We start from the raw sequence: 22,149 nt of genomic DNA, 5'->3' as shown, positions 1-22,149 counted from the left end.
CTTTTGATGTGTAAAATAAATAGGTAGTTTGTTTTATTTTGTAACGAGGAGTAATTTCTTTGGTTTAGATCAAGAAACCTCACAGTATTGTGAGGTTTTTATTATGTTACGACTGGTTTTTATTCTTAAATTGCATTTACAAAAAAACGTTAAATTAACGTTTCAGCCTCTTTGAATACTTTCATTGCTTGTAAGTGCTGAGAGATTTTCTGAAACTTATGGCTCTCATTTTCATCCCAAATAATTTGGTAATAAGGAGAAAGTTCAGCCGCACTGCCTTTGTTATCTCGAATTTCATCATTCTTAGACAAAATACAGAGACAATGTTCTTTATTTTTCTGACGGAATTTCTCTACACACTTAGTCGCAATATCTGCATATTCTTCAGGACGATCAATTCGACCTTCCATATTAACTTCTGGATGTAGGTTCGGGTTAAACATAACCTGACGTATCCCACATAAGAATCCAATACGTTCAGCCCAAAAGCCACCAAGACCAACACCACAAATAATAGGGTTTGGATCACCCGCTTGCTCAATCACCTTATACACTTCTTTTAATAAGTGCTGCATATCATGCTTAGGATGCAAAGTACTGTAATTAATGAAACGGACATCTTCGTCGATAAACTGAAGTTGTCTCACTTTCTCATGATTACCAGGGCTTGTTGAGTCGAAGCCGTGAAGATAAATAATCATGTATTCCCCCTGTTTCTTGAATAAGAATTTTCCATAATAAGTTAATTTAATCTACCATGAAAATTAAGGTTTTAAAGCTCTTAACGTTAACAATAATGAGAACAGTGATCTACCCTAGGTTATTTAAAATTAAGTGGTAGCAATCCTTTTAATTTTATCATTTCTCGCTCAGCTAACTCTTGATAACAGGCATCTTTAAGTAATTGATGCCCTAGCGAAAACCATAAAGCCCCCATAAAGCAAACCCATGGAGTCCAATGTTTTACTGCTCTCTTCCATTCCGCCTCATCAAAACCACGCTGTAAGCAGTAACCATGAATAACCTCATCAATATCAAACTGGTTTGCAACAATCATTAAAGTTAAGTCTTGGCTTGGATCCCCCATTGATGCAAACTCCCAATCAATCAAACCATACCCATTTGTTGTTTTTATTATGTTATAAGCACCAATATCGTTATGGCATAGACAGGTGGAAAACAAAGCACGATCTTCTCTTTGTGAAAAGTAATCAATGTAGGCTTGCATTTCTTCTGTCTGATTTTCTGGCAACAATGATGACCAATAATCCAAGATACGTGACTTTACACTCATCACATCTTGCTTCATTGAACGTTCAAACGCATCGAGTGGAAGTTGATGTACTTTTACTAATAAATCCACTGCGACGTCTTGTGCAGCGTCAAGAGCAATCACCTCCCCATCAAACCATTCAACTAATAGGCCATGCTCATTGAAGTTATGCACTCTTGGTGCGAATGGGCAGTCGTATAATACGGTTAAAATCTCACGCTCTTTATTTCTATCTGCACCGAGTAATGTGGCTTGTTCTGACACTGGTCGCCAAACAAACGTTCCTTCTTGCGCTTCCACTTTTAAACAGGCATTAGTTAACCCACCAGAAAGTAATGACACTTTATTTATGTTTAATCTAAAACCTGTAAAATCCATTTCCATTGTTTACCCTATAAAACTCATTAATAACATAGCGTTGCGTCAGTCTATCACAATCAAAAATTTCGTTTCATTTCGTCTCAAATTTGCATTATAAATTGATTTTACATTCTTATTAATTATATCTATTCAAATTTAATTTTTTCGATTACTATCCGCGCCCTACGTGTCTCTTCGGGATTAACTATTATACTGTTTCTCATTTGACGCACTTATTACATACCTATCCAAATAAGCGGTTAATCAAACACTTAAAGTAGACTGGTGTTATTTAGGATCGAGAGATGTCCTCTAACGCTTTATATACTGATTTATCTGGCTATTACGATTTAATGTGCGCTGATATCGACTATCAAGAGCAAAGTAATTTTGTTCGTCGTATACATCAAATCTTTGGTAATCATGGAAGAGATTATCTTGATTTAGCTTGTGGCACAGGGCCGCACGTTAAACATTTTATTAATTACGGATATCAAGCAAAAGGCTTAGACATTAACCAACCTATGCTTGATCTTGCAAAACTCCGAAACCCTGATGCCGAATTTATTTTGCATGATATGAGTAATTTTACCGTTGATGAACCTTTGGATTTAATCACCTGCTTTCTTTATTCAATTCATTACAATGCAAATATTGAAAAGCTAGCAGAGTGTATTGCAAGCGTTCATGCCGCATTAAACTCAGATGGTGTATTTTGTTTTAACTCGGTAGCGAGAAATAAGATTGATAACCGCTCATTTGTAAAGCACCCTGCGGAACATGAAGGCAGTCAATTTACGTTTCAATCAGGTTGGAATTATTGTGGGCAAGGTGATAGCCAACATCTGCTTCTGAAAATTGAGAAAACGACAAATGGTGTAACTGAAATTTGGGATGATAAACACCCAATGGTGGCGGTAGATTTTGACCAGCTAAAAACACTGTTAGAACCGTATTTTGACGTTCATTTATTTGAACATGATTATGAAAAGATCACTCCGTTAAATAAAGATTCAGGTAACGCTATCGTTGTCTGTGTAAAAAAATAATCTGTACGTATTGAATACAAAAAATCCGCCAACTAAGGGCGGATTTTTCATTTATATTCTGATGCAAAATATCTGCAATACAAAATTATAAGTAGTTAGCGTCAACTAATTCGCTGATCTCTACTTTGCTTACTTCTGCACGGCTGTCTAACCAATTAGCAACCAATAGCTGCTCTTCTGCTGTTGCTGAACGGTAACGCTCAGTTGAGCATACAAAACCTTCAAATAACTCAAGACCACCACCGCAGAAACATAAATCAATGCTGTTGATGTAATCAATAAACTCGTCTACGAATACATCATACTGGTCAAAATCTTTAAATTCAGTCGTACAGCTTACTTCAAAACCAAGAAGCGCAAACTCGCCTAGGTACAATTTTTTACGAATACGGCGGTTTTTATTCTCTAATTTGTTCGGTTTCATAGTATTTCTCTCTTTGATTTATCTACCCTTAGTTATACTCCTTTCCTTCGCTTTTCCCAAGCGTTGATTGAAAGAAAATAAATAAGTTTTCACCTACAAAAAAGCCAGAGTAGCTTCCTACTCTGGCTTTTCTTATTTCAATTAGATTTGGGTGATTACCAACCTAATAAACTTTTCTCTTGTTGCTTACGGATTTCTGTTTCATCAGCCCATTCGATTAAGCCAGTTTCTAAATCCATTAGACGCATTGTCATTTTATAGTAAACATCTTTGTCGCTACCTGCATTTTTTACGATGCTAGAAAGGTTGCCATAAAGCATGTACTGAGCACCGACCATTTTACCAAATTGAATCGCCGTATTTTGATTTACTAATTCATCATTGTTTTGGAAATCTAGTTGTGAACGAACCGCTTCTACACGATCCATATCAACGAAACGGAATTTACCCGAATTAAGTAATTTAGTACTGATAGAATCAGTCACTGATTCTGTATCAATATGTTCACTTGTTTTGTTTTTAATGCTTTCAACAAAAACAATTGGACGATTACCTTGAGTAATTTGAGCAACAGCACCAGAAGACAACATACTTTCTGTCATTTCACCCGCAATTTTCTGTAGGTCTGTTGAACCAAAATCTACCGTTGTCGTTTCAACTGCTTGAGCATCGCCGTAACTTACCTTGTTAGAACAGCCACCGAGTAATACAGCTAAGCTTAATAACGCAATAACACTTTTATTCATTTTTCATTTACCTCTAGTGAATGTTTTATCTCAAATAATACCAATATATAGAAAGATATTATTCCAGTGTACGAATTTGAACACGGAATTGAGTTGCCTCTGGTTTCATTGCTACGCCTTGAATACTCATCGTATCTAAACCACGAACAATAAACGTACGCCAAGGTGAATCCGACCCATTAACTTCTAAACCTTGAGCGTCATACCAATAAAAGCGATATTGAAGCTGTTGGTCCCCAGTGAATTTACTTGTCACTGACACGATACCACGGACCAAGCCATTGTTATCTTGAGTACTGATTTGCTCTACAGATAAACGGCTGCCAAGTACATTATCGCCAAAAAGTACTTTTTGAGTACTGCTATCAACACTAATACCGGCAGTTTGACTTGAACTACAAGCTGCTAATGCCAACGGTAGTAGCAAAACGATAAGCCATTTTTTCATTATATTTCTCCTAATTGTTTATGCCACCATGTGACGGCGTTTCCTTGCCTTGATACCCAGACTACAACGGTATGACCTTCTTTAATTGTAAAGTCTAGTTCATTCCCTAGATATTGAATCTTATTATTACCCGCTTTAACATCCATACTCGTCACACTGATAATGGATGGCAACGTTTGCCAACTACGTGTGTCTGGTTGTTCTGTTAACGAGTTAAATATAGTGAGTACAGCATTAGCCAAATCTTCTTCTTTGCTATTTCTTGATGTTTTACGCAATTCATCTTTAGCAACAACACGTAGTGCCTGTCGAATAACCATAGCAGGTATACGCTCATTCAGATCATTTTTAGCCATCAAAGTAACATCGGCAAGTTCATCTGAGATTAACGTTTTATTGTTTACTTTTAGAGGCGGAAAAACATCTCGATTTATTTTTTTGTAATATGGTAAAGCTAAATTATATTGGACAAAATTACCTTGACTGTCCCACATCGGTAATCGTAATCGCCAATCAGAAAGCTGAGGCAAAATACCTTGCTCATCAATGATGATGACACGGCTTTCAGAGCGACTTGGTACTTGATAAGTACCATATTTCTTCTCTAGTATTTTGATATCATTGCGCATACTAAGTCGACGAGCCAAACGCTGAACAGATTCAATTACTGTTTTATTATTTGGGGCGACAGCCAATGCTCGCTTATAGTCAATGTATGCATCATTATAGTTACGATTGGTTTCAAACAATAAACCAGAATAATAGAATAAGTAGCCGTTTTGAACCGCTGCCAATTGATCCCCTACATCTGGGTAATTAGCTAAAATCGCACCAACGTTCGCATCCACACCTTGTTTCTTTGCTTCTTTCTCGGCAGATCGTAACTCTTTCTCTCTATCTTTCTTCGCTTGTTCTTGAATGTAGTTTGCCTTTCTAACCTCAATCAAAGCGCCTTCCAAATCATTATTTTTTAAATAATTTAATGAAAGATAAAGATGCAAATAACCCAACTCATAATCCGCTGGTTTATAATCAATTAAATTATCGTTAGTCACTAAAGAACCAACTTGGTTTGCAGAATCTGAAACAGAGATAACAGCTTGGTCACTTTGTATTCTGGCCGCTTGTTCTGCCCCCTCAAAATCCGCTTTACTTTCTGCGTATTGCTCACTCAATAAAGCAACTCGACCACGCTCTAGATTATCAAGAATGGGGCCTCCGACTTCAGGAGCCTCTTCACTGTATGCTTGCTTGGCATCGCCATTTTTTACCAACTGATAAGTATCATCCGTCTGGGCAGAGTAATGGCTAAATAAATTACCAACAGACAGGTTTGCACACCCTGATAATAACAAGGTAAACGAAAGTACAATGGATTTTTTCAATATCGATGTCATTAAAATAGAAAACTCTCAGTTAAAAAAATAAGGCTCCACTACAGGGGAGCCTTATTTGAGATCTATTAACTTAATAGCATTGGCCCCAGTGGACGCCCGCCCACAAGGTGCATATGAATATGATACACTTCTTGGCCGCCATGAGGATTACAATTTACAATCAAACGATAACCTTCTTCTGCAATGCCTTCTTCTATTGCTATTTTCTTAGCTGCTGTAAACAGACGCCCCATGATCAATTCATCTTCAACTTCTACATCATTAGTCGTTGGGATAAGTTTATTTGGAATAATTAATATGTGACTTGGTGCGCGTGGATTAATATCACGAAACGCTGTAACTAAATCATCTTGATAAACAACATCCGCAGGGATTTCTTTACGAATAATTTTGCTAAAAATAGTTTCTTCAGCCATGACTCATCTCCAATAAAACACAGTTTTTTTTATTTTCCATTAGCCCTAGTATGCGTCACAATTTTCTCGAAAACAATCACTTGAATCATAACTTCACGACAAACTCATTCTCTTTATATAAAAAACCCTTAAAAAAATGAGAGTCACCTCTCCTTATGTATTGCTGATTTTATAGATATTGTCACAACAGGTGATGATAAATAATCATAATATATCCACTTATTATCTCCAAATTAAGACAGAGTGCCAATTACACATTTAAGCACTGGTTTTAATTAAATTAATACTATATAGAGAGTAAGTACATGAATAGTTCGGTAGTACGTCGAATGTATGCAGGTTTTTCACTTATCGTGATCTTGTTTATTACGACGGTTATCCTTATGCTCAACGGAACGAGTAATATCCACAATCAAATGAAATCAGTCTCTTCTGATTCCTTACCTCTTGTTAGCTTATCAAATGAAACAAGCGTAACCCTTCTTGCTGCAGATAAATCATTTAAAGATTTCTTAACAACCAATGACCCCGCTCAAATGCAACAAGCACGACAAGCCTTTACTGAAACCGAAGCTGCATTTAATAAAATTTATCAGCGTTTAATTAATGTCGCAGAACAACAAAACACAGGTTCTCAACAACAATCAGAGCTATCTAAAATCAAAGAAAGTTATTTCAACGAAGCAAAAATAGCCATGGACAATTATCAAGAGCTATTACTGGCTGATGACGAGAAGCAAAAAGCGACTCGCAACTTTCAACGTTTATATACTGAACTCAGCGTTCGGATGAAAGAATACGTTAATGACCAAGAAAGCATTGCCATTAAAATGATAGCAAAAAGCTATTTTGTAAAACTTGAAGATGCCGAGCTAATTACTTCCGATGCACTCGCAAGTAACAACATTGAATTTGTAAAAAAAGCAGTCAATCAAAATAAGAAAGCCGTCACTCATTTAAATTATGCTTACCGTGGTTTGGTTAATCAGTTACCTCAGCTAAAAGAAACGTTCGATAAACCGGTAAGTCAATTCAGTGCCGAAGTTGGACAAAAAGAAGGGATATTAAACACCCATTTCGTTTATCTAAATGCTAAAAATACACTTTACAACAACATTTCTAGCCTCGCTAACCAAATTGATCGTGCATTAATGGTATTAACCTCATTTAATGAATTAGCAAATCAAGGTCTACAACAATCATTAAAACAAGCCGAGGTTATTTATCAGCAAAGTGTATATAAAGCGCTCGCGTTAGGCGTTGTGGTTTCTCTATTTGCAACTATCATCGGTTTTCACCTAGCATCATCTGTAAGAACACCACTTCAAAACATGCTGAAAATTTTAGAATCTCTGACGTCTGGAGATATGACTCAACGTATTGAAACAAAACATAATACTGAATTTAGCCGAGTATCTCGCCATATCAATACCGTCGCAGACAATTTACAGAAAGTCCTGCTGCAACTAAGCCGTGCCTCAGATGAGTTAACCACCGTTGCTCAAAACAATAGCTCGACTGCAGAAAGAGCAAAACAACAACTACTAAACCAACGCGAACAAACAACAAGTGTTGCAGCCGCAATGACACAAATGGAGCACTCTGTTGTTGAAGTTGCATCAAGTTCAGAAAGCTCTCTACTTAAAGTTCAAGAAGTTGAAGCGGCCTCAGAGCATGGCCAAAAAGTAATGAAAAGTAACTTACAAACCATTGAACAACTATCACGTCGCCTTGATGAATCTGTACAAGCAGTTGGTAATTTACAAAAAGTCAGCAGTGAGATTGGATCTATTTTGGACGTAATTAATAAAATTGCAGAACAAACCAACTTACTCGCCTTGAATGCCGCAATAGAAGCCGCTCGCGCTGGTGAGCAAGGTCGAGGCTTTGCCGTCGTTGCCGATGAAGTCCGAGTTCTTGCAAAACGTACCGCTGAATCAACCTCAGAAATCGAGGCTATGATTGCAAACCTTCAATCAAGCTCAAAAACAACCACAGTGGTTATCGAAAGCTGTGTTTCAGATATGCAGCAAAGTGTAAGCCAAACAAATGAGGCTAATACTGCAATGGTGATGATCCAAAATTTAATAGATGAAATAAGCCACATGAGCAACCACATTTCTCAAGCTGCAAATGAACAAAGTGCAACCACCACAGAAATTGCACGCAGTTTAGAGGACATCAGCCACATTGCAGAAGAGAACCAAACCGCAATGAATGATATTGCTAATGTCAGTTCTACATTGAATGAATTAGCACATCAACAAAGTGATATCGTGCATCAATTTAAGGTTTAATTCATGATTCAATACGCAATAACATAAAAATATTAGCAAATTCCTACAGAAGTACTGATTCATGTTCTACGCTATAAATAGATCGCTAACAATGATGTGTTTCTAACTAAAGGACTGAAATATGAAAAGATCATCTTTACTTGTTGCTGTTGCTCTAACTACTGTAGGCTTCTCCTCTTCTCTACTTGCAGAGGTGTACGTCGGTGGTAAATTAGGCTTAGGCCTTCTTGATGACGCCTGTTCCGCCTCTGGTCCCTGTGACGATGATGCATTTGGATACGGTGCATACGGTGGTTATCATTTCACTGAACGCTGGGGATTAGAGCTTGGATTCGATTCTATTGGCGAGTTTGAATCTAGTCATTCTTATAACGGGACAACAAAATATGTTGATAGCCGTCTTACCGCCCTTTCTCTAGCTCCTCGTTATACTTTTTCTGCTACTGATACCATCGATATATTCCTCAAAGCTGGTGCCGCTTACATGGATTATAGCAGTGCAAATGACACGGTATTTACAGCGGGTTTAGGCAGTGAACTCGCGCTTAGTGAAAGCCTAGCCTTACGTCTAGAATACCAATACTTTGACGATATTGATGATAGTTACATCTATGATTTATCATCACATTTCATCTCCCTGGGTTTGACCTATACCTTCGGTAGTGCTTCAAAAGCAGCAGCACCAGCAGCTGTAGTAGCGGAAGAAGTAATACAAGAACCAGAGCCAGAGAAGCAAATGGCAGAGCCTATTGAAGAGCCAATGGAAAATAAACCAATGGAGCCGGTCGTAAAACAAGACAAGGCTCAATCACATCAAAACCTATTTAAAAATAATGGTTCTGAGCTCGCACCAGAAAGTCATGCTGAACTTGATTCAATTGCCGCAATCCTAGTTGAACATCCACAAGCAAATGTGAACATTGTAGGTCATACCGACTCATCAGGATCAGAAGCTTACAACCAAAAAATATCAGAAGATAGAGCAAACGCAGTGTCTGACTACCTACAAGATAAAGGGGTAAAAGAAAGCCAAATCAATGCGTCAGGTGAAGGTGAATCTAATCCTATTGCCACCAATAAAACAGCAGAAGGACGAAGTGCTAATCGTCGTGTAGATATTGATATTCCTAACTTTGAGTATTAATACTTTTAAAAAATAGAATAAAAAAGGTGGATAAATTATCCACCTTTTTTTATTTAAACTAAAAATAATGATTACCGCGAAAACAACATATATGAATGTGCCGGTATAAAAAATCTAAGATTACCCTGCTGCGGTGCATAGTAAGAATTAGACCCTCTTTCTAACCAAACAACATCAGATCCAACACTCATATTTACTTCAATATTATGATCCGATTTATTTAACGCCACGATACCACTGTCTCCTCTTGCAAAAATCAAGTGATCATCACTGGCCTCAACCAGTCGTTGTTCTTGCCCATACATCTGGTTATGAAATGCCATTAGCGCAATCATACGAGCACTTTTCCACTCTTCCTTCCAACGTGGTTGATTGTGCTTATTTTTAATCCCACTGGTTTCAAGCTCTGAATACACTAATGGTATTCCGCCCTCTCGACCAAACAAATAAGCATAAGCGAGCCATTCATTCGATTCACTCATGACTAAATCTTTAAACACATCGTTATTTGGAATATCGTGAGTAATGGCAAACGTAATTGCGCGTAGTGGAGACAATGCCATGCCGTAGCAATAAGGATCAATTAATGACTTAAACGAGCCTTTATTTTCTAAGGTCTGATACAAAGAATTAAACAAGGGGAAATCATACGCTCCCAATGTCGTTCCTTGCAGATAAGGATTCAAAAACGTCTCATATTCTTCTTTTGTCGCACCACCGTCGGTAATTATCTCACCAAAGATATGCACATCTTGGGTAATTTCTTCATCCCACACTTTATTCAAGTGCTCAAGCGTCATGTGTTTTGCCGCATCGATACGGAATCCTTTCACACCAATCTGTTTCAACGCTTTTAAATAGGCTCTTTGCTGAGCCACAACATGGTCATTATCCGACAGTGTCGGTAAACCAGGATCATGCGGCCCACCTGAAATTCGACCGTTTTGCACTTCCCACTTATCGTTCCAGTTTTCAATACCGAACGCTTCTACAAAATCAGATTCAGAAAACAGTGGCTGAGATAAATCACCAAACAACGTTAATGACTCGTACTTTTTAGGTTCACGAGCGTAATCTTCTCTATCCCATTGATTAGGAAATTCTAAGTCCGCTCTAATATCTGATTCATTCGCCATGTGATTAAACACGACATCAACGTAAACCCAAATATTAAGTTCAGCTAAGCGTGACACCATACGAGTGAAATCAATGGTATCTCCCAATGGATTGTCGATAAGACGGTAATCTTGTGGTTGATATCGCTGCCACCATTGAGTACCAGATGGCAATCGAAGAGATTTCATCGCAGGAGATACTAAAACCGAGCGGTAACCCAAACTGGCAATCAATTCAGCTTGTTCAGCAACATCTTGATAAGTCCAATCAAAAGCATGAAGAATGATATTACTAACCGTTGGAACTTTTGTTGAGTGCCATTGTGTTTGCTGGCTCATTATTTTTATCCTTTCATAGGTAACACCATTCAATTATAAAAAGTCCTTATTTTGCTTCCCTCCTCCTTTATCCTATAAAATGAAGTAGGAGCAGTAGGGCGTAGATCACAAAACAAGTACTGCTTAACAACGATACCAGAAAGGATATCTGTTCATAACTTATTCTATAATAACAAATTATCTTCAATTGGAATAAAACGATCGGCTGCATCAATTAATGAATTTGCCGTTAAATTCTGAACACCATACACTTCAACTTCTTTGTTAAAACGTGACTGAATTCTCTTAACGAGTAACTCAAAATCACCATCACCAGACAAAATAACAACAATATCAGCCTGCTCAGCCAACTCTATTGCATCAAGAGTGATGCCAACATCCCAATCGCCTTTAGCGGAACCGTCACTACGTTGAATAAACGGTTTTAACTTTACATCAAATCCAATACCACGAAGAATATTATGAAACTGCTTTTGCTTATCATCACTACGAGCAATGGCATACGCGTTTGCACCAATGACCTTGCGACCATCAGTCACTTTTGCCCATAATGCATTATAGTCAAAATGACGTTGGTATACGTCACGCGTAGTGTAGTAGATGTTTTGCACATCAACGAGAATCGCAACTGTTTTCATATTTCACCTTCCTAGGAAATTATTCAATGAGTCTATATGAATCCCTTTAATTTAGGTATACTTCGCGCAAATTTTGTATTGGAAAGACGGTAAAATGACTAAAGGCTACTCTTGTATTGGATTGGTAAACCCAAAAACACCTGAAAATGTAGGCTCAGTAATGCGAGCGGCAGGTTGCTATGGCGTAAACTCGGTATTTTACACGGGAAGACGTTACGATATCGCCAAGAAATTTTGTACGGATACAAAAAGCCAGCATCTTAACGTTCCATTGATCGGCGTTGAAGATCTAAAAGACATCATTCCTTTAGATTGTGTTCCTGTTGCTGTCGATCTTATCGAAGGCGCAAAGCCGTTACCAGATTACAAGCACCCTCCTCGTGCGTTTTACATTTTTGGCCCAGAAGACGGAACATTGAAAAAAGAGATCACTGATTTCTGCCGTGAGACTATTTATGTCCCAACCAATGGCTGTATGAACTTAGCCGCAGCTGTGAACGTGATCATGTATGATCGCATGGCAAAAGGCGAAAACTTCTCAAACCATAAATAATCTACGTTAAGCTAGATAAATAAAGGAACTCGACATGTTTGATTTGTCACGTATTTCGGGTTTTGAAAACGCATCAATTACCCAAACCGATACCCTACAAACCTTGTGGGGCGGATATGGGGAGTTGGTGCGTTTGCATTTAACCCAAGCACCCACCTCTTCTATCATCATCAAACAAATCACCTTACCCAAGCCTAAAGTGCATCCTAGAGGTTGGAATACCGATTTATCACACCAACGTAAACTCGACTCCTATCAGGTTGAACTCAATTGGTATCAAGATTACGCCAATGCGGTTTCTACCCATTGTCCTGTGCCGCGCTGTTTATACGTAGAGCAGCGTGATAACGAGCTAATCTTAGTACTGGAAGATTTAGCGACCTGCGGTTTTCCAATCGTAAAAACAGACGCCTCTATAAGTGAAACCAAAGCCTGCTTAACGTGGCTTGCAAACTTTCACGCAGCACATCTTAATGTTGAACCTAATGGCTTATGGCAAACAGGTACTTATTGGCATTTAGACACGCGCCCTGATGAGCTTGAAGCCTTAACGGATTTACCATTAAAACATGCAGCAGTTAAGATTGATGAAACACTTAAAAACAGCCGCTATCAAACCTTGGTACATGGTGATGCTAAGTTAGCGAACTTCTGCTTCTCTGAAGATGGTAATCAGGCAGCTGCGGTTGATTTCCAATACATAGGAAAAGGCTGCGGGATGAAAGATGTGATCTTATTTATCAGCAGTGCGGTTTTGCCAGAAAACTGCGCAGAACTTGAGACTGAATTATTGGATCATTACTTTACGCAGCTTAACACCGCCCTATTATGTTTAGGCCACACAAAAGCAAGTAACGATATTGAGCAAGAGTGGCGACCATTGTTTTGCATTGCTTGGACTGATTTTCAACGTTTTGTAAAAGGCTGGAGCCCAGAGCATTGGAAGATTAATGGGTATACGGAAGAGCTTAAAGAAAGAGCGCTGAAGGGGTTGTAGGGAAAGGTCGCAAAGGAGCGACCTTTTTGTGTGTTTAGAAGGAGTTAACGTCTAACAGATTTTTGGGCACAAACAGTTTAAGATCACTTTAAAATCAGTGGCAATGCCCATTATATATTTTAAGGAAAGCAGGTAGCTTAGCTAATTACCTCACCTCGATTAACGATAACCTGCGTTATGTACAGTTAGCTGAATGTTAAAATGAGTTTGCCTTCAAACTTTTGTCCAAATTAACTAGTACTGATCGAGACTAAAATTATATTCATCAATATCGAAATCATCATAGTGATTTTCTCGAGTTAAAACTGATACAGAACAAAGGTAAATACCTGGCCCACCCTGTAACTCTCTTTCTAACCATTCATTATTATTGCGTTCGAATACGGTACATGTCCCATATAGCGATTTAATTTTTTGGGGGTGAGATAAAGAATGTACTGAAGGCCAAAATATAGATTCTGAAATCGGTTTATCTCCCATAAAAAAAGATGTTTGAAAATCATTATATCTGGCGCTAATTTCTTCATCAGTAAGCGGTATATACAACCCTCTCGATTCAAGATCAATTTGCCAATATCCTACCCTTGTAAGAGGATGAATAGTACCAAATAATGGCTGGCAGTTATGATATTTACTGTAAGAGCTAAGCTTTGTCACAAACTTTAAATCAGTCTTTAGCTTATCTCCCAAACTAAATCCAACATCTCCACGTAATATATTAAAATCCACATCATAGTGATTTGTTTTTTTCGCTAAAATAATCGTTATATCGATCCACTTATCTGAATCAATCTTAAGAGGAAACGACAACGCCCCAAGACCCAAAACCTCGGTATAATTAGTTATACAATCACCTAAATATTTACGTATATTACTTTCATTTATATCTTTACCAAACTCCCACTTAGGTAGCCAATCTGGCTTATTTTGAATAGATGATACATATACAGGCTCTATAGGAAAAGCAAGAGTTGAGATATATTCTGAATAGTCACGAGGCATATCAAATACGTTTTCAGCTATATTTAGAACATTGAGAAATGCTGACCGTCCTCGATGACTATTACGCGTAAAAAAGTTACCAGTATTTTTACGATCACTACTTAAGAAATAATCAATATTATCCCAACGAGGTTTTATTCGTTCACAACTGTTTATCCATTCTGAGTGATATAAAATCAAGAAAGGTATTCCAGTTTTTGCTTCTAGATTTTCTAATTCAGAATGGAAAGCTAGTGGTACTTCAGTTCCTTGCGCTTTCTGAAAGCCAAAATCATTTGCATAATCACTAAAATCAGGTATTGGCTCTTTTACATATTCACCATAGCCATCAATTTTCGACAGTATTACATCTAAAATCATATCTGAAAGTCTAGAACGAGCTTTTATATAAAAAGCTATATTTTCTTTTGCTTCATAGCCTTTCTGCTTTGCTAGCCAGAATACCACGAGTATTTCAACGACTTCTGATTCAAATGTTCTTTTTGCTAATTCGTTAAGCAATAGTTGCTCAATGTTAACTGTATGAGATTTATTACAAAGTAAATCAGATATTTTACTAGCAACTTGAAATTTAATTTTAGGAACAGGCCAAGAAAGTCGGCTAATTAATATTTTTACATTTTGTAAATCATAGGAATCCCCAACTACCCATGACCAACTAGGTTGTAATAAAGGCAGATTCGCAGTTTCTTTTTCAATTTCACCAATCATTGACAAGGCTAATGAATTAGCTTCATCCAGTCTATTCGATTCAGCTAAGAGGAATACCAATTCTTTATTCGGTATAATTAGATCCCCTAAGTCTTTGCTCCAAGAATCAATTTGAACGGTAGTTTTAAACAAAAACTCATTAACTCTGCTTGGGTAATGTTTAGCCACCTTTTTAAGTCTATCAAGTGAAGTATCTGAACTCTCATACCAAGAAGACCAACCTCGCATTTCGACTTGGGCCTTCACCAGCACGTTAAACGCTTTACGAGGTCCATATATTTTTCTACAACTTACAAATAAAAGATCTAGAAGGTATTTAGAATCCCCTAACTCTAGTTCTTTTTCCAAAAACATAGAATATAGATGATTTACTAATTCTGACTCTTCTCCTCTAATAAGCCAGAAGTTATACCACATTAAATAAAACTCTTTCGAAGGTCGACAAGTTAACAGAATGCCAAACTGGCTAGGAAGATAATCAGCAGGATTTAACTTAATTTCCCCCTTAGCTACATCTTCTTTTTTATTTTTGTCTATGGAAATATCAATACCAGTGCGGCTTAACTCATCAACTATATTTTGAGCAGATAAATCCCCATCACCTGCTCGACTCGATATTATTTTCAACTGGCTATCCGTTAAACCAGTAAAAGAAAGAGCTTTAGCGAAAATTGATGTAAGATCTGTGTACTGCAAAAAATATTCAAGAGAAGTATCTGCGTGATACCACTCTCCATCATTAACTTCTTGATTATATTTTGAAACTATTGCAGAAATATTGTATTTAGCACTAATCCTAGCAATGTCAGACACAGCAAACCGAGTATGGTCACCATCAGTAAACTCGCACACATTAAAGGCTAAAGGAGCTACCCGCTCTAATAAATTGACAGCCTTATCAAGATCTTTAGCCGCAATGTATTCTATAGCTTCTATAGTATCATTAATCGTCATGTCTTTATGATGTACATAGCCTAATACGTAATCCCATGACAGCTTAGTGTGCCATTTCATCGAATCATAATTAGCATGACGTAAAGCAATTGAAGCTAGTTCCACATTTCTATTTGTTCTTACATTCGTATCCTCTAATGTATGAGATTGGTGAGTAATATCTTTTTCAAGTAATAGATTTACAGCTTCATCAGTAAGTAAGTTATCTCCACTCTTATAGTACCAAAGTCTAAACCATTCAATGTCTAATACATCAATTTCGAATGCATTTTTCAATATGCCATAGTCAATCTTACTTCGACTGAACACTACAGCACAATTTGCTGCGATACGTATCCAATCTCGCTTAAATTTAATATCTTCTCGCCTTATGTTCCAATCACTTGAGGTGCTTTCTTCTAGAGCAGTACTCATGAAACATAAGTCATCAAAAGTTACCTCTCCGTGTTCTATCAAAATATCAGAGAACATATCAGCAAAAATACAAAGTTGTTTGTAATATTTAGACAAATCTATTCGTTCACGTTCTACGTTTACAGAAAGCCAGCAGAAGTCACCACAGGCATTCAATCGAACAAGTAAACTTTCATAAAACCACTCATCGTAAGAAACTTCAGGCGTTATGTTAAAACCCCCAACACTGTAGATTGTAGAGATTGGTAGTTGTTTAACTTTGCCTACTTCCTTATATAAGATTGATAGGTGACTATGTTTGAAATTATTAAATTCTTTCCAAGCTGTTAAATCTACCTCTTCCACAATACTTAACATGATCGCCGCAGTTTCAATTAAACATTTAGTGTTTTCATTGAGAACCTTACTATGTAACTTAATTAGCAATATTAAGTCACCCTTAATTTTTACAGCATTAATAAACTCATTTATATATTCGGTAGGCCATTTAAGTATGTATTTATTATTGCTTAACCATCCTCCATCAAAACACTCTGTTATCACAGATGCTTGAATAAGAAGTAAATCGTCGGAACGGCTATTGCTTTGCATTCTCGAACTATATATATCTAATTCACTACGGTGACGACTAAGGGCTAGTTCAGTAATTTTTTTAGCATTATATTCATCCCCTCGATACCAAAGGGTAATTGCTAAAATAGACAGTATCTTAGGTGAATACTCAGCTTTCATTGCTATTAGTTCATTTATCAAACACAAAGGAGCAGAAACTAAACTGCTTATCTTCAATTTTGATAAGTCTTCAATCTGAAAGTTTGGACCATTAATCAACCGCGTTTTTAAAGAACGATGGCTATAAGCTTCATCGAACTTAAACTCCATAAACGCATAATGCTCCGCGCATTCAAGTAACCTTAAAATACTACTGTCATCATAACCTTCAGATAATCGTTCAAGTGCCCACGTTCTAGTTATGCCTTCTCTAAGTGGTATTTCGTCACCTAAACGTCCTTTACATAGCCAAAGCCAGCATGCATTAATATGTTCTGGAGCACTATTTTCAAGCCAATGACATACTTTGGGCAAGAGCTTATTAACTCTAGCTTCATGTTCAGCAACGGTTTTAACAAATACAATTAAACTTTCATGAAAAGGTCTCAAGCCAGATAATGAATCATGAAGTAAATGTACAACGCTATCAACACTAGGGGGGTTGAGAGGGTTCTCTTCTAACAGATCAGAAAATGAATTTTGTGGCCAAAGAAACTTAAAATCACAGCATAAGTGTAAAATATCTTTTTGAGGAGCATTCAATGTACGCCAAATCGATTTGTAATAAGTTTCAATTTTACCGTCTTCACATGGAGGAAGCTGTTTTATTGCATATTTAGAAAGCCCCTTTCCTGACGAGATTAAGTATTCACACGAATATATAACATGCAGTGGATAACCATTTGTAATTGATGTGAGAGCTTCAGCAGATTCGTTTAAAACCTCACTTTTGATTGTCTCATGGGACGTTTGCTTAAGACGATTTGATTTTAATTGATACTCCAAGTAGCATTTTATTGCATTACCTGTCATTGCTGGTAACTCATCCCATTCATTTTTTGGGCATTCTCTAATCAATGAATCTGGCAGCATGGTTTCATTTACAGGTTGTGTACCTATAACTAAAACAACATTATCATGGATAGGAATTAACTGATTGAATAACTCATCAAGTGGTTTTTTATTTTTATTGTTATCTCGCCACACATGATCTAAACCATCAATAATAACGACAAAAGGAGTTTTATTTTTTTTGTTAAAATCGCCACATTCTTTTAACGCTAAATTTAAATTTTCCGATTTATATTTATTTAAATCTCCAACATCATATTTACTCATAATTTGAGTCATCAAATCTTCAGAAACTATCCTTGGACTTAGACGGTCATTAGTTCGATCGTCTAACGAAAGAAAATAGTGGTGTCTTACATATGGGATTTTACGCTCTTTTAATTCCTTACAGAAATAACTTAAATAAGTGCTTTTACCCTTACCAGGGGAACCTGTAAGTACATGTATATTAGATTCAAGTTGGATGATTTTTTGTAGAAAATGTTGGTGAAAATCTTCATCAGGTAACACATAGTGCTCAGGAATAATAAAACTTTGAGGTATTGGTTCTGGACGTTTCGTAGATATCACGCCCCTTATATCTTCGAGCGTAATCCAACCACCTTCAGTCGGCTGGTTTTTAAATTTAGACCAATCTCTAGATTTATTAATTAGGCGATGTACGCCAGCCTCATCGGTTAACTTTCTTAATGATTCTTCTATATCGATATTTAATGTTTTATAACTTAGGTCACTGTGATGCACGTCGAGAACAGAAAATAAGAGTCTAGCTCTTTCTTCACTACCAAGTTGCATTATAATTTCAGCTTGTGTTTTTATTGGTATTAGATCGTACATAATCTGATTATCATTTAACGCACACTCAACGTCCCTTTCTGGTATTTTGTTCGTGAGTAAAATAACGTTTTCTGTGTTTTCAATTGAAATATCATCAATTGCATCTGAAAATTTTTGAAGTAAAGTTCGTGACCTTTCCGTTTTTCCACTTTTTTTCAGTAACCACTCCCAAGAAAGCAGATTATTATCAGTATTTGGGGTGAATTTCACTTGTATATAATCACGCTTTAAATTTTGTCGCTCACAAACGATGTCATCAATACCTTGGGGAATGCTACCTTCAGAGTCATCAACCTCAAAACCAATGCGCTTGTATATAGTTGGAGAATTTAACCAACTAACTAACAACTTAACACCATGCAGTGTTTGATATTCATATCCTGTATAAGTTATTGCGCTTGATTTTACTTCGAACATGCCACTTCCTAAGATTTACTGAAATTAATAAAAACATTATACATTGATTAATAGTCTTTAATAATCAATGTGATGTCCATTCGATTATGTAAACATCTTTCATACATGAAAAAATTTGGTTAAATTGCAGCTTGATGAAATGAGCTATTGTTCATGCCTAAACACAAAAAAGGAAAAAATGAATTTGATCCTCCTGAAATTACTCCATCTTGGTAATAAATACGTATCATGAAAACAAAATGACTTCCTCCACTATTCCTATGATTCATTCAGAAAGTCATCTCCTAGTTTGACTTAACGTCAAACGCCCCAAAATAGGAGAATTTAAAGTTGCAATCACCAGTAGTTAGCAGATTATTTAGCAAGTTGATATTCACCAATGAGGCTCTCAAGTGGAATGTTCAACTTACAGTTTAAATTTCTAATCATGCTGAGTGAAAATTATCTCTTTCTTTTCAAGATTTCAGTAACTCGACTACGTTGGCCTAGTATTGGTGTTAAATCATCATCACTTAATCCAAACTGCTCCATTCTAAATTTAATTGCGTCTACTGGATCTGGGCTTCAATTTTATAATGAACGTTTTCGTATGTTTCAGCTAAAGTGGTTAAAATGTCTAATTCATTAAACTCAATATCTGGTAATGCATCAGGATCGCCGCTAGTAAGTTCGCTGATACGAGCCATCGCTGCTTTGTAATCATCTTTCGTTCTAATTGGCTTAATATTCATAATTTATTACCTCTGCACTGTTGTTGCATGTTTAGTGCTTGTGAACTCTATAAAAAAAAAAGCTCCCTAGCACAAAGTACCAGGGAGCTTTATTGTAAATCGAACTCGTAAACTAACTGCGAGCTAACGCAATTACTTAACTCGCTCAGTTGCTACCTTTGGTTTTTCAACTTCCGTCAATAACCCTTTAAACAGACTTACACTGCCCAGTAAAAGAATAATCGTAAACGGCATTGCTGCAATAATGGTGATTGATTGCAGCGCTTGAATTGATTGAGTACCACCAATCCACAACATAATCATAGCGATAGCACCAGAGATAACAGCCCAAACTACTTTCTGTTTAACAGGTACTTCTAATTTACCACCTGCTGTCATGCCATCAATAACGATAGAGCCTGAGTCCAACGTTGTCACAAAGAAAACGATAATCAGTGCTACCGCAATAAAGGATAGAATATCCCCAAACGGATAAGCATCTAGCATGTGGAACAAGCTTAGAGAGACATCGGTAATGCCTTGATCTGCACCTAACTTTCCAACTTTATCGATTACTTGTTGAATAGCTACGCCACCGAAGATTGACATCCAAGCCGTTGTTACCATCGTCGGAATAAGCATGACACAAAGTAGGAATTCACGAACGGTACGACCTTTAGATATACGAGCAACAAACATACCAAAGAAAGGAGCATACGCTACCCACCATGCCCAATAGAACACAGTCCACCCATGTAACCAAGTCGTATCATCACGGCCAGACGTTTGACTTAATGGAATAATGTTTTTCACATAGCCTGTTACCGCAGTAACTAGAGAATCTAATACGGTAGTGAAATTCAGAACAGCAATCAGACCAAGGAAGATAAAGGCAATAACCATATTTAGGTTACTAAGAAACTTAACGCCCCCATCCATACCACGTAGAACAGAGATAATAGCTAAACCCATTATCAATACAATAATGGCCTGTTGAAGATAGATGTTATTTTCCATTCCGAAAACATGGCTAATACCACTCGCCGCTTGCGAGCCGCCTAAACCAAGAGACGTTGCAAGACCAAACAAGGTCACTAATACGGTTAAGATATCAATCACATCGCCAATTTTACCCCACACGCGATCACCTAATAGTGGATAAAACACCGAGCGCATTGATAATGGCAGCCCTTTGTTGTAAACAAAATAAGCAAGGCAAAGTGCTGTCATGCCATAGATAGCCCACGCATGTAAGCCCCAGTGAAAGACTGTTGCACCCAGAGCTAATTCACGACCTGCTTCTGTGAAAGGTTCTACATTAAGCGGGGTTCCAAACCAGTTGGTAAAGAACGCGGTTGGCTCTGCAACACCCCAGAAAATAAGCCCAATACCCATACCGGCTGCAAATAGCATCGAGATCCATGAGGCTTTGGAATAATCAGGTTTTGCACCTTCACCACCTAAACGAATTTTACCCAAAGGTGAAAACGCGATAATAATGGCTAAAATTAATAATATGTTAGCTCCCCACATAAAGAGGAAGTCAAAATTTGATAATACAGCGCCTTTAAGGGAATCAATGGCGGCTTTTGCGTCTGTAGGAGGTAGTGCAAGAAGTGTGATAATGAAGAGAAGAGATAAGCCGACTGAGGCTACAAAAACGGTGTTGTGGACATCCATGCCCCACTTGCTAATGTTATCTTGACCGACTTCATAATCCGTCGATTCAATACTGTATTTTTTTGATTTAAAACTCATAAACGATAATGTTCACATATCCGGCTAAGCGAACAGCTAGACGAATATAAGGACAACTCCTTATCCAATTACTGTTTGATTGAGTAGCGGTACCATATAAATAAACATGATAAGAATCACCACTGTAGGTGATTAATTGCTCTTTTTCTCAATCCCAAGCGACGTATTGTAGCACAAATGAGGTCGTAATTGGTGATTAGAGCATCTTAGTGGACGGTGCTAAGGCTAGAATCATGGCTTCTGGTCAATTGGTATGACCAAATTATGGCATCAAAAAAGCGGCAAGTTAATGAATATCTATCTCACTCTAAATACCCAAACCTTATGCTAGCAGCACTCGACCTTGATACGCATTAAAAAACAACCACCATTGATTAGTAAATCTAATGCTTTTTATTACGCGTAAATACAAATAAACCACACGATTAATATTATATTCCAATATTTCAGCAACCTACTTAACCTATAAGACACTTAATTAAGCGATTAAATTAGATTTACCTAATGGTTAATTATTAAACTATTTA

General features: G+C 37.2%; 16 protein-coding genes and 1 pseudogene. 5 read left to right on the top strand and 12 right to left on the bottom strand.

Annotation, left to right across the window (positions count from 1 at the left end):
* Positions 1-149 precede the first annotated feature (149 nt).
* The gene (ycfP, locus tag A6E06_RS03955; protein WP_065591735.1) at positions 150-701 is read right to left on the bottom strand and encodes an alpha/beta hydrolase YcfP; all 552 of its coding nucleotides are present in this window, start codon (positions 699-701) and stop codon (positions 150-152) included.
* Between the two features lie 119 nt (positions 702-820).
* Positions 821-1,657 (bottom strand): phosphotransferase, encoded by an 837-nt coding sequence (locus A6E06_RS03950; protein ID WP_065591734.1) that lies wholly within the window; start codon positions 1,655-1,657, stop codon positions 821-823.
* A 281-nt stretch (positions 1,658-1,938) separates the two neighbouring features.
* Between A6E06_RS03950 and A6E06_RS03945 the strand changes: the two genes are divergently transcribed.
* Positions 1,939-2,682 (top strand): class I SAM-dependent methyltransferase, encoded by a 744-nt coding sequence (locus A6E06_RS03945; protein ID WP_065591733.1) that lies wholly within the window; start codon positions 1,939-1,941, stop codon positions 2,680-2,682.
* 85 nt (positions 2,683-2,767) lie between these two features.
* On the opposite strand, the gene A6E06_RS03940 is transcribed toward A6E06_RS03945, so the two are convergent.
* The 5 genes from A6E06_RS03940 to hinT form a co-directional block, all read right to left on the bottom strand.
* Complete coding sequence (locus tag A6E06_RS03940; RefSeq protein WP_065591732.1) at positions 2,768-3,106, bottom strand: YggL family protein; 339 nt, start codon at positions 3,104-3,106, stop codon at positions 2,768-2,770.
* 155 nt (positions 3,107-3,261) lie between these two features.
* Positions 3,262-3,852, bottom strand: coding sequence for a penicillin-binding protein activator LpoB (gene lpoB, locus A6E06_RS03935; protein WP_065591731.1), 591 nt, complete (start codon positions 3,850-3,852; stop codon positions 3,262-3,264).
* 58 nt (positions 3,853-3,910) lie between these two features.
* Positions 3,911-4,300: a YcfL family protein gene (locus A6E06_RS03930; RefSeq protein WP_065591730.1), complete on the bottom strand. Its 390-nt coding sequence runs from the start codon at positions 4,298-4,300 to the stop codon at positions 3,911-3,913.
* Positions 4,300-5,697 carry a COG3014 family protein gene (locus A6E06_RS03925; protein ID WP_065591729.1) on the bottom strand — a complete coding sequence of 466 codons (1,398 nt, stop codon included), beginning with the start codon at positions 5,695-5,697 and terminating at the stop codon, positions 4,300-4,302. Before A6E06_RS03925 ends, A6E06_RS03930 begins: the two co-directional genes overlap by 1 nt.
* A 65-nt stretch (positions 5,698-5,762) precedes the next feature.
* Positions 5,763-6,113, bottom strand: a complete 351-nt coding sequence (gene hinT, locus A6E06_RS03920; RefSeq protein WP_065591728.1) for a purine nucleoside phosphoramidase — start codon at positions 6,111-6,113, stop codon at positions 5,763-5,765.
* Between the two features lie 305 nt (positions 6,114-6,418).
* Between hinT and A6E06_RS03915 the strand changes: the two genes are divergently transcribed.
* Together A6E06_RS03915 and A6E06_RS03910 are read left to right on the top strand one after the other, a co-directional pair.
* On the top strand, positions 6,419-8,410 hold the full coding sequence (locus A6E06_RS03915; RefSeq protein WP_065591727.1) for a methyl-accepting chemotaxis protein: 1,992 nt from the start codon (positions 6,419-6,421) through the stop codon (positions 8,408-8,410).
* Positions 8,411-8,531: 121 nt separating this feature from the next.
* Positions 8,532-9,554 carry an OmpA family protein gene (locus tag A6E06_RS03910; protein ID WP_065591726.1) on the top strand — a complete coding sequence of 341 codons (1,023 nt, stop codon included), beginning with the start codon at positions 8,532-8,534 and terminating at the stop codon, positions 9,552-9,554.
* 71 nt (positions 9,555-9,625) lie between these two features.
* On the opposite strand, the gene A6E06_RS03905 is transcribed toward A6E06_RS03910, so the two are convergent.
* Both A6E06_RS03905 and A6E06_RS03900 read right to left on the bottom strand, forming a co-directional pair.
* Positions 9,626-11,008: an alpha-amylase family protein gene (locus tag A6E06_RS03905; RefSeq protein WP_065591725.1), complete on the bottom strand. Its 1,383-nt coding sequence runs from the start codon at positions 11,006-11,008 to the stop codon at positions 9,626-9,628.
* 164 nt (positions 11,009-11,172) lie between these two features.
* On the bottom strand, positions 11,173-11,646 hold the full coding sequence (locus A6E06_RS03900; RefSeq protein ID WP_065591724.1) for an NYN domain-containing protein: 474 nt from the start codon (positions 11,644-11,646) through the stop codon (positions 11,173-11,175).
* 94 nt (positions 11,647-11,740) lie between these two features.
* Between A6E06_RS03900 and A6E06_RS03895 the strand changes: the two genes are divergently transcribed.
* Entirely contained in the window at positions 11,741-12,199 is a 459-nt protein-coding gene (locus tag A6E06_RS03895; protein WP_012550001.1) for an RNA methyltransferase, read from the top strand.
* 34 nt (positions 12,200-12,233) lie between these two features.
* Positions 12,234-13,196 carry a phosphotransferase gene (locus A6E06_RS03890; RefSeq protein ID WP_065591723.1) on the top strand — a complete coding sequence of 321 codons (963 nt, stop codon included), beginning with the start codon at positions 12,234-12,236 and terminating at the stop codon, positions 13,194-13,196.
* A gap of 234 nt (positions 13,197-13,430) precedes the next feature.
* On the opposite strand, the gene A6E06_RS03885 is transcribed toward A6E06_RS03890, so the two are convergent.
* From A6E06_RS03885 to A6E06_RS03875, 3 genes and pseudogenes are all read right to left on the bottom strand, one after another.
* On the bottom strand, positions 13,431-19,154 hold the full coding sequence (locus tag A6E06_RS03885; protein ID WP_065591722.1) for an ATP-binding protein: 5,724 nt from the start codon (positions 19,152-19,154) through the stop codon (positions 13,431-13,433).
* A 354-nt stretch (positions 19,155-19,508) separates the two neighbouring features.
* A pseudogene (locus A6E06_RS19935) lies at positions 19,509-19,885 on the bottom strand (type II toxin-antitoxin system HigA family antitoxin).
* A 132-nt stretch (positions 19,886-20,017) separates the two neighbouring features.
* Positions 20,018-21,622 (bottom strand): BCCT family transporter, encoded by a 1,605-nt coding sequence (locus tag A6E06_RS03875; RefSeq protein WP_065591721.1) that lies wholly within the window; start codon positions 21,620-21,622, stop codon positions 20,018-20,020.
* Positions 21,623-22,149 lie beyond the last annotated feature (527 nt).

Source organism: Aliivibrio sp. 1S175, from assembly GCF_001690985.1.
Lineage (GTDB): Bacteria > Pseudomonadota > Gammaproteobacteria > Enterobacterales > Vibrionaceae > Aliivibrio.
The sequence above is the reverse complement of the archived record's forward strand: the minus strand, read 5'-3'. Positions and strand labels throughout refer to the sequence as shown.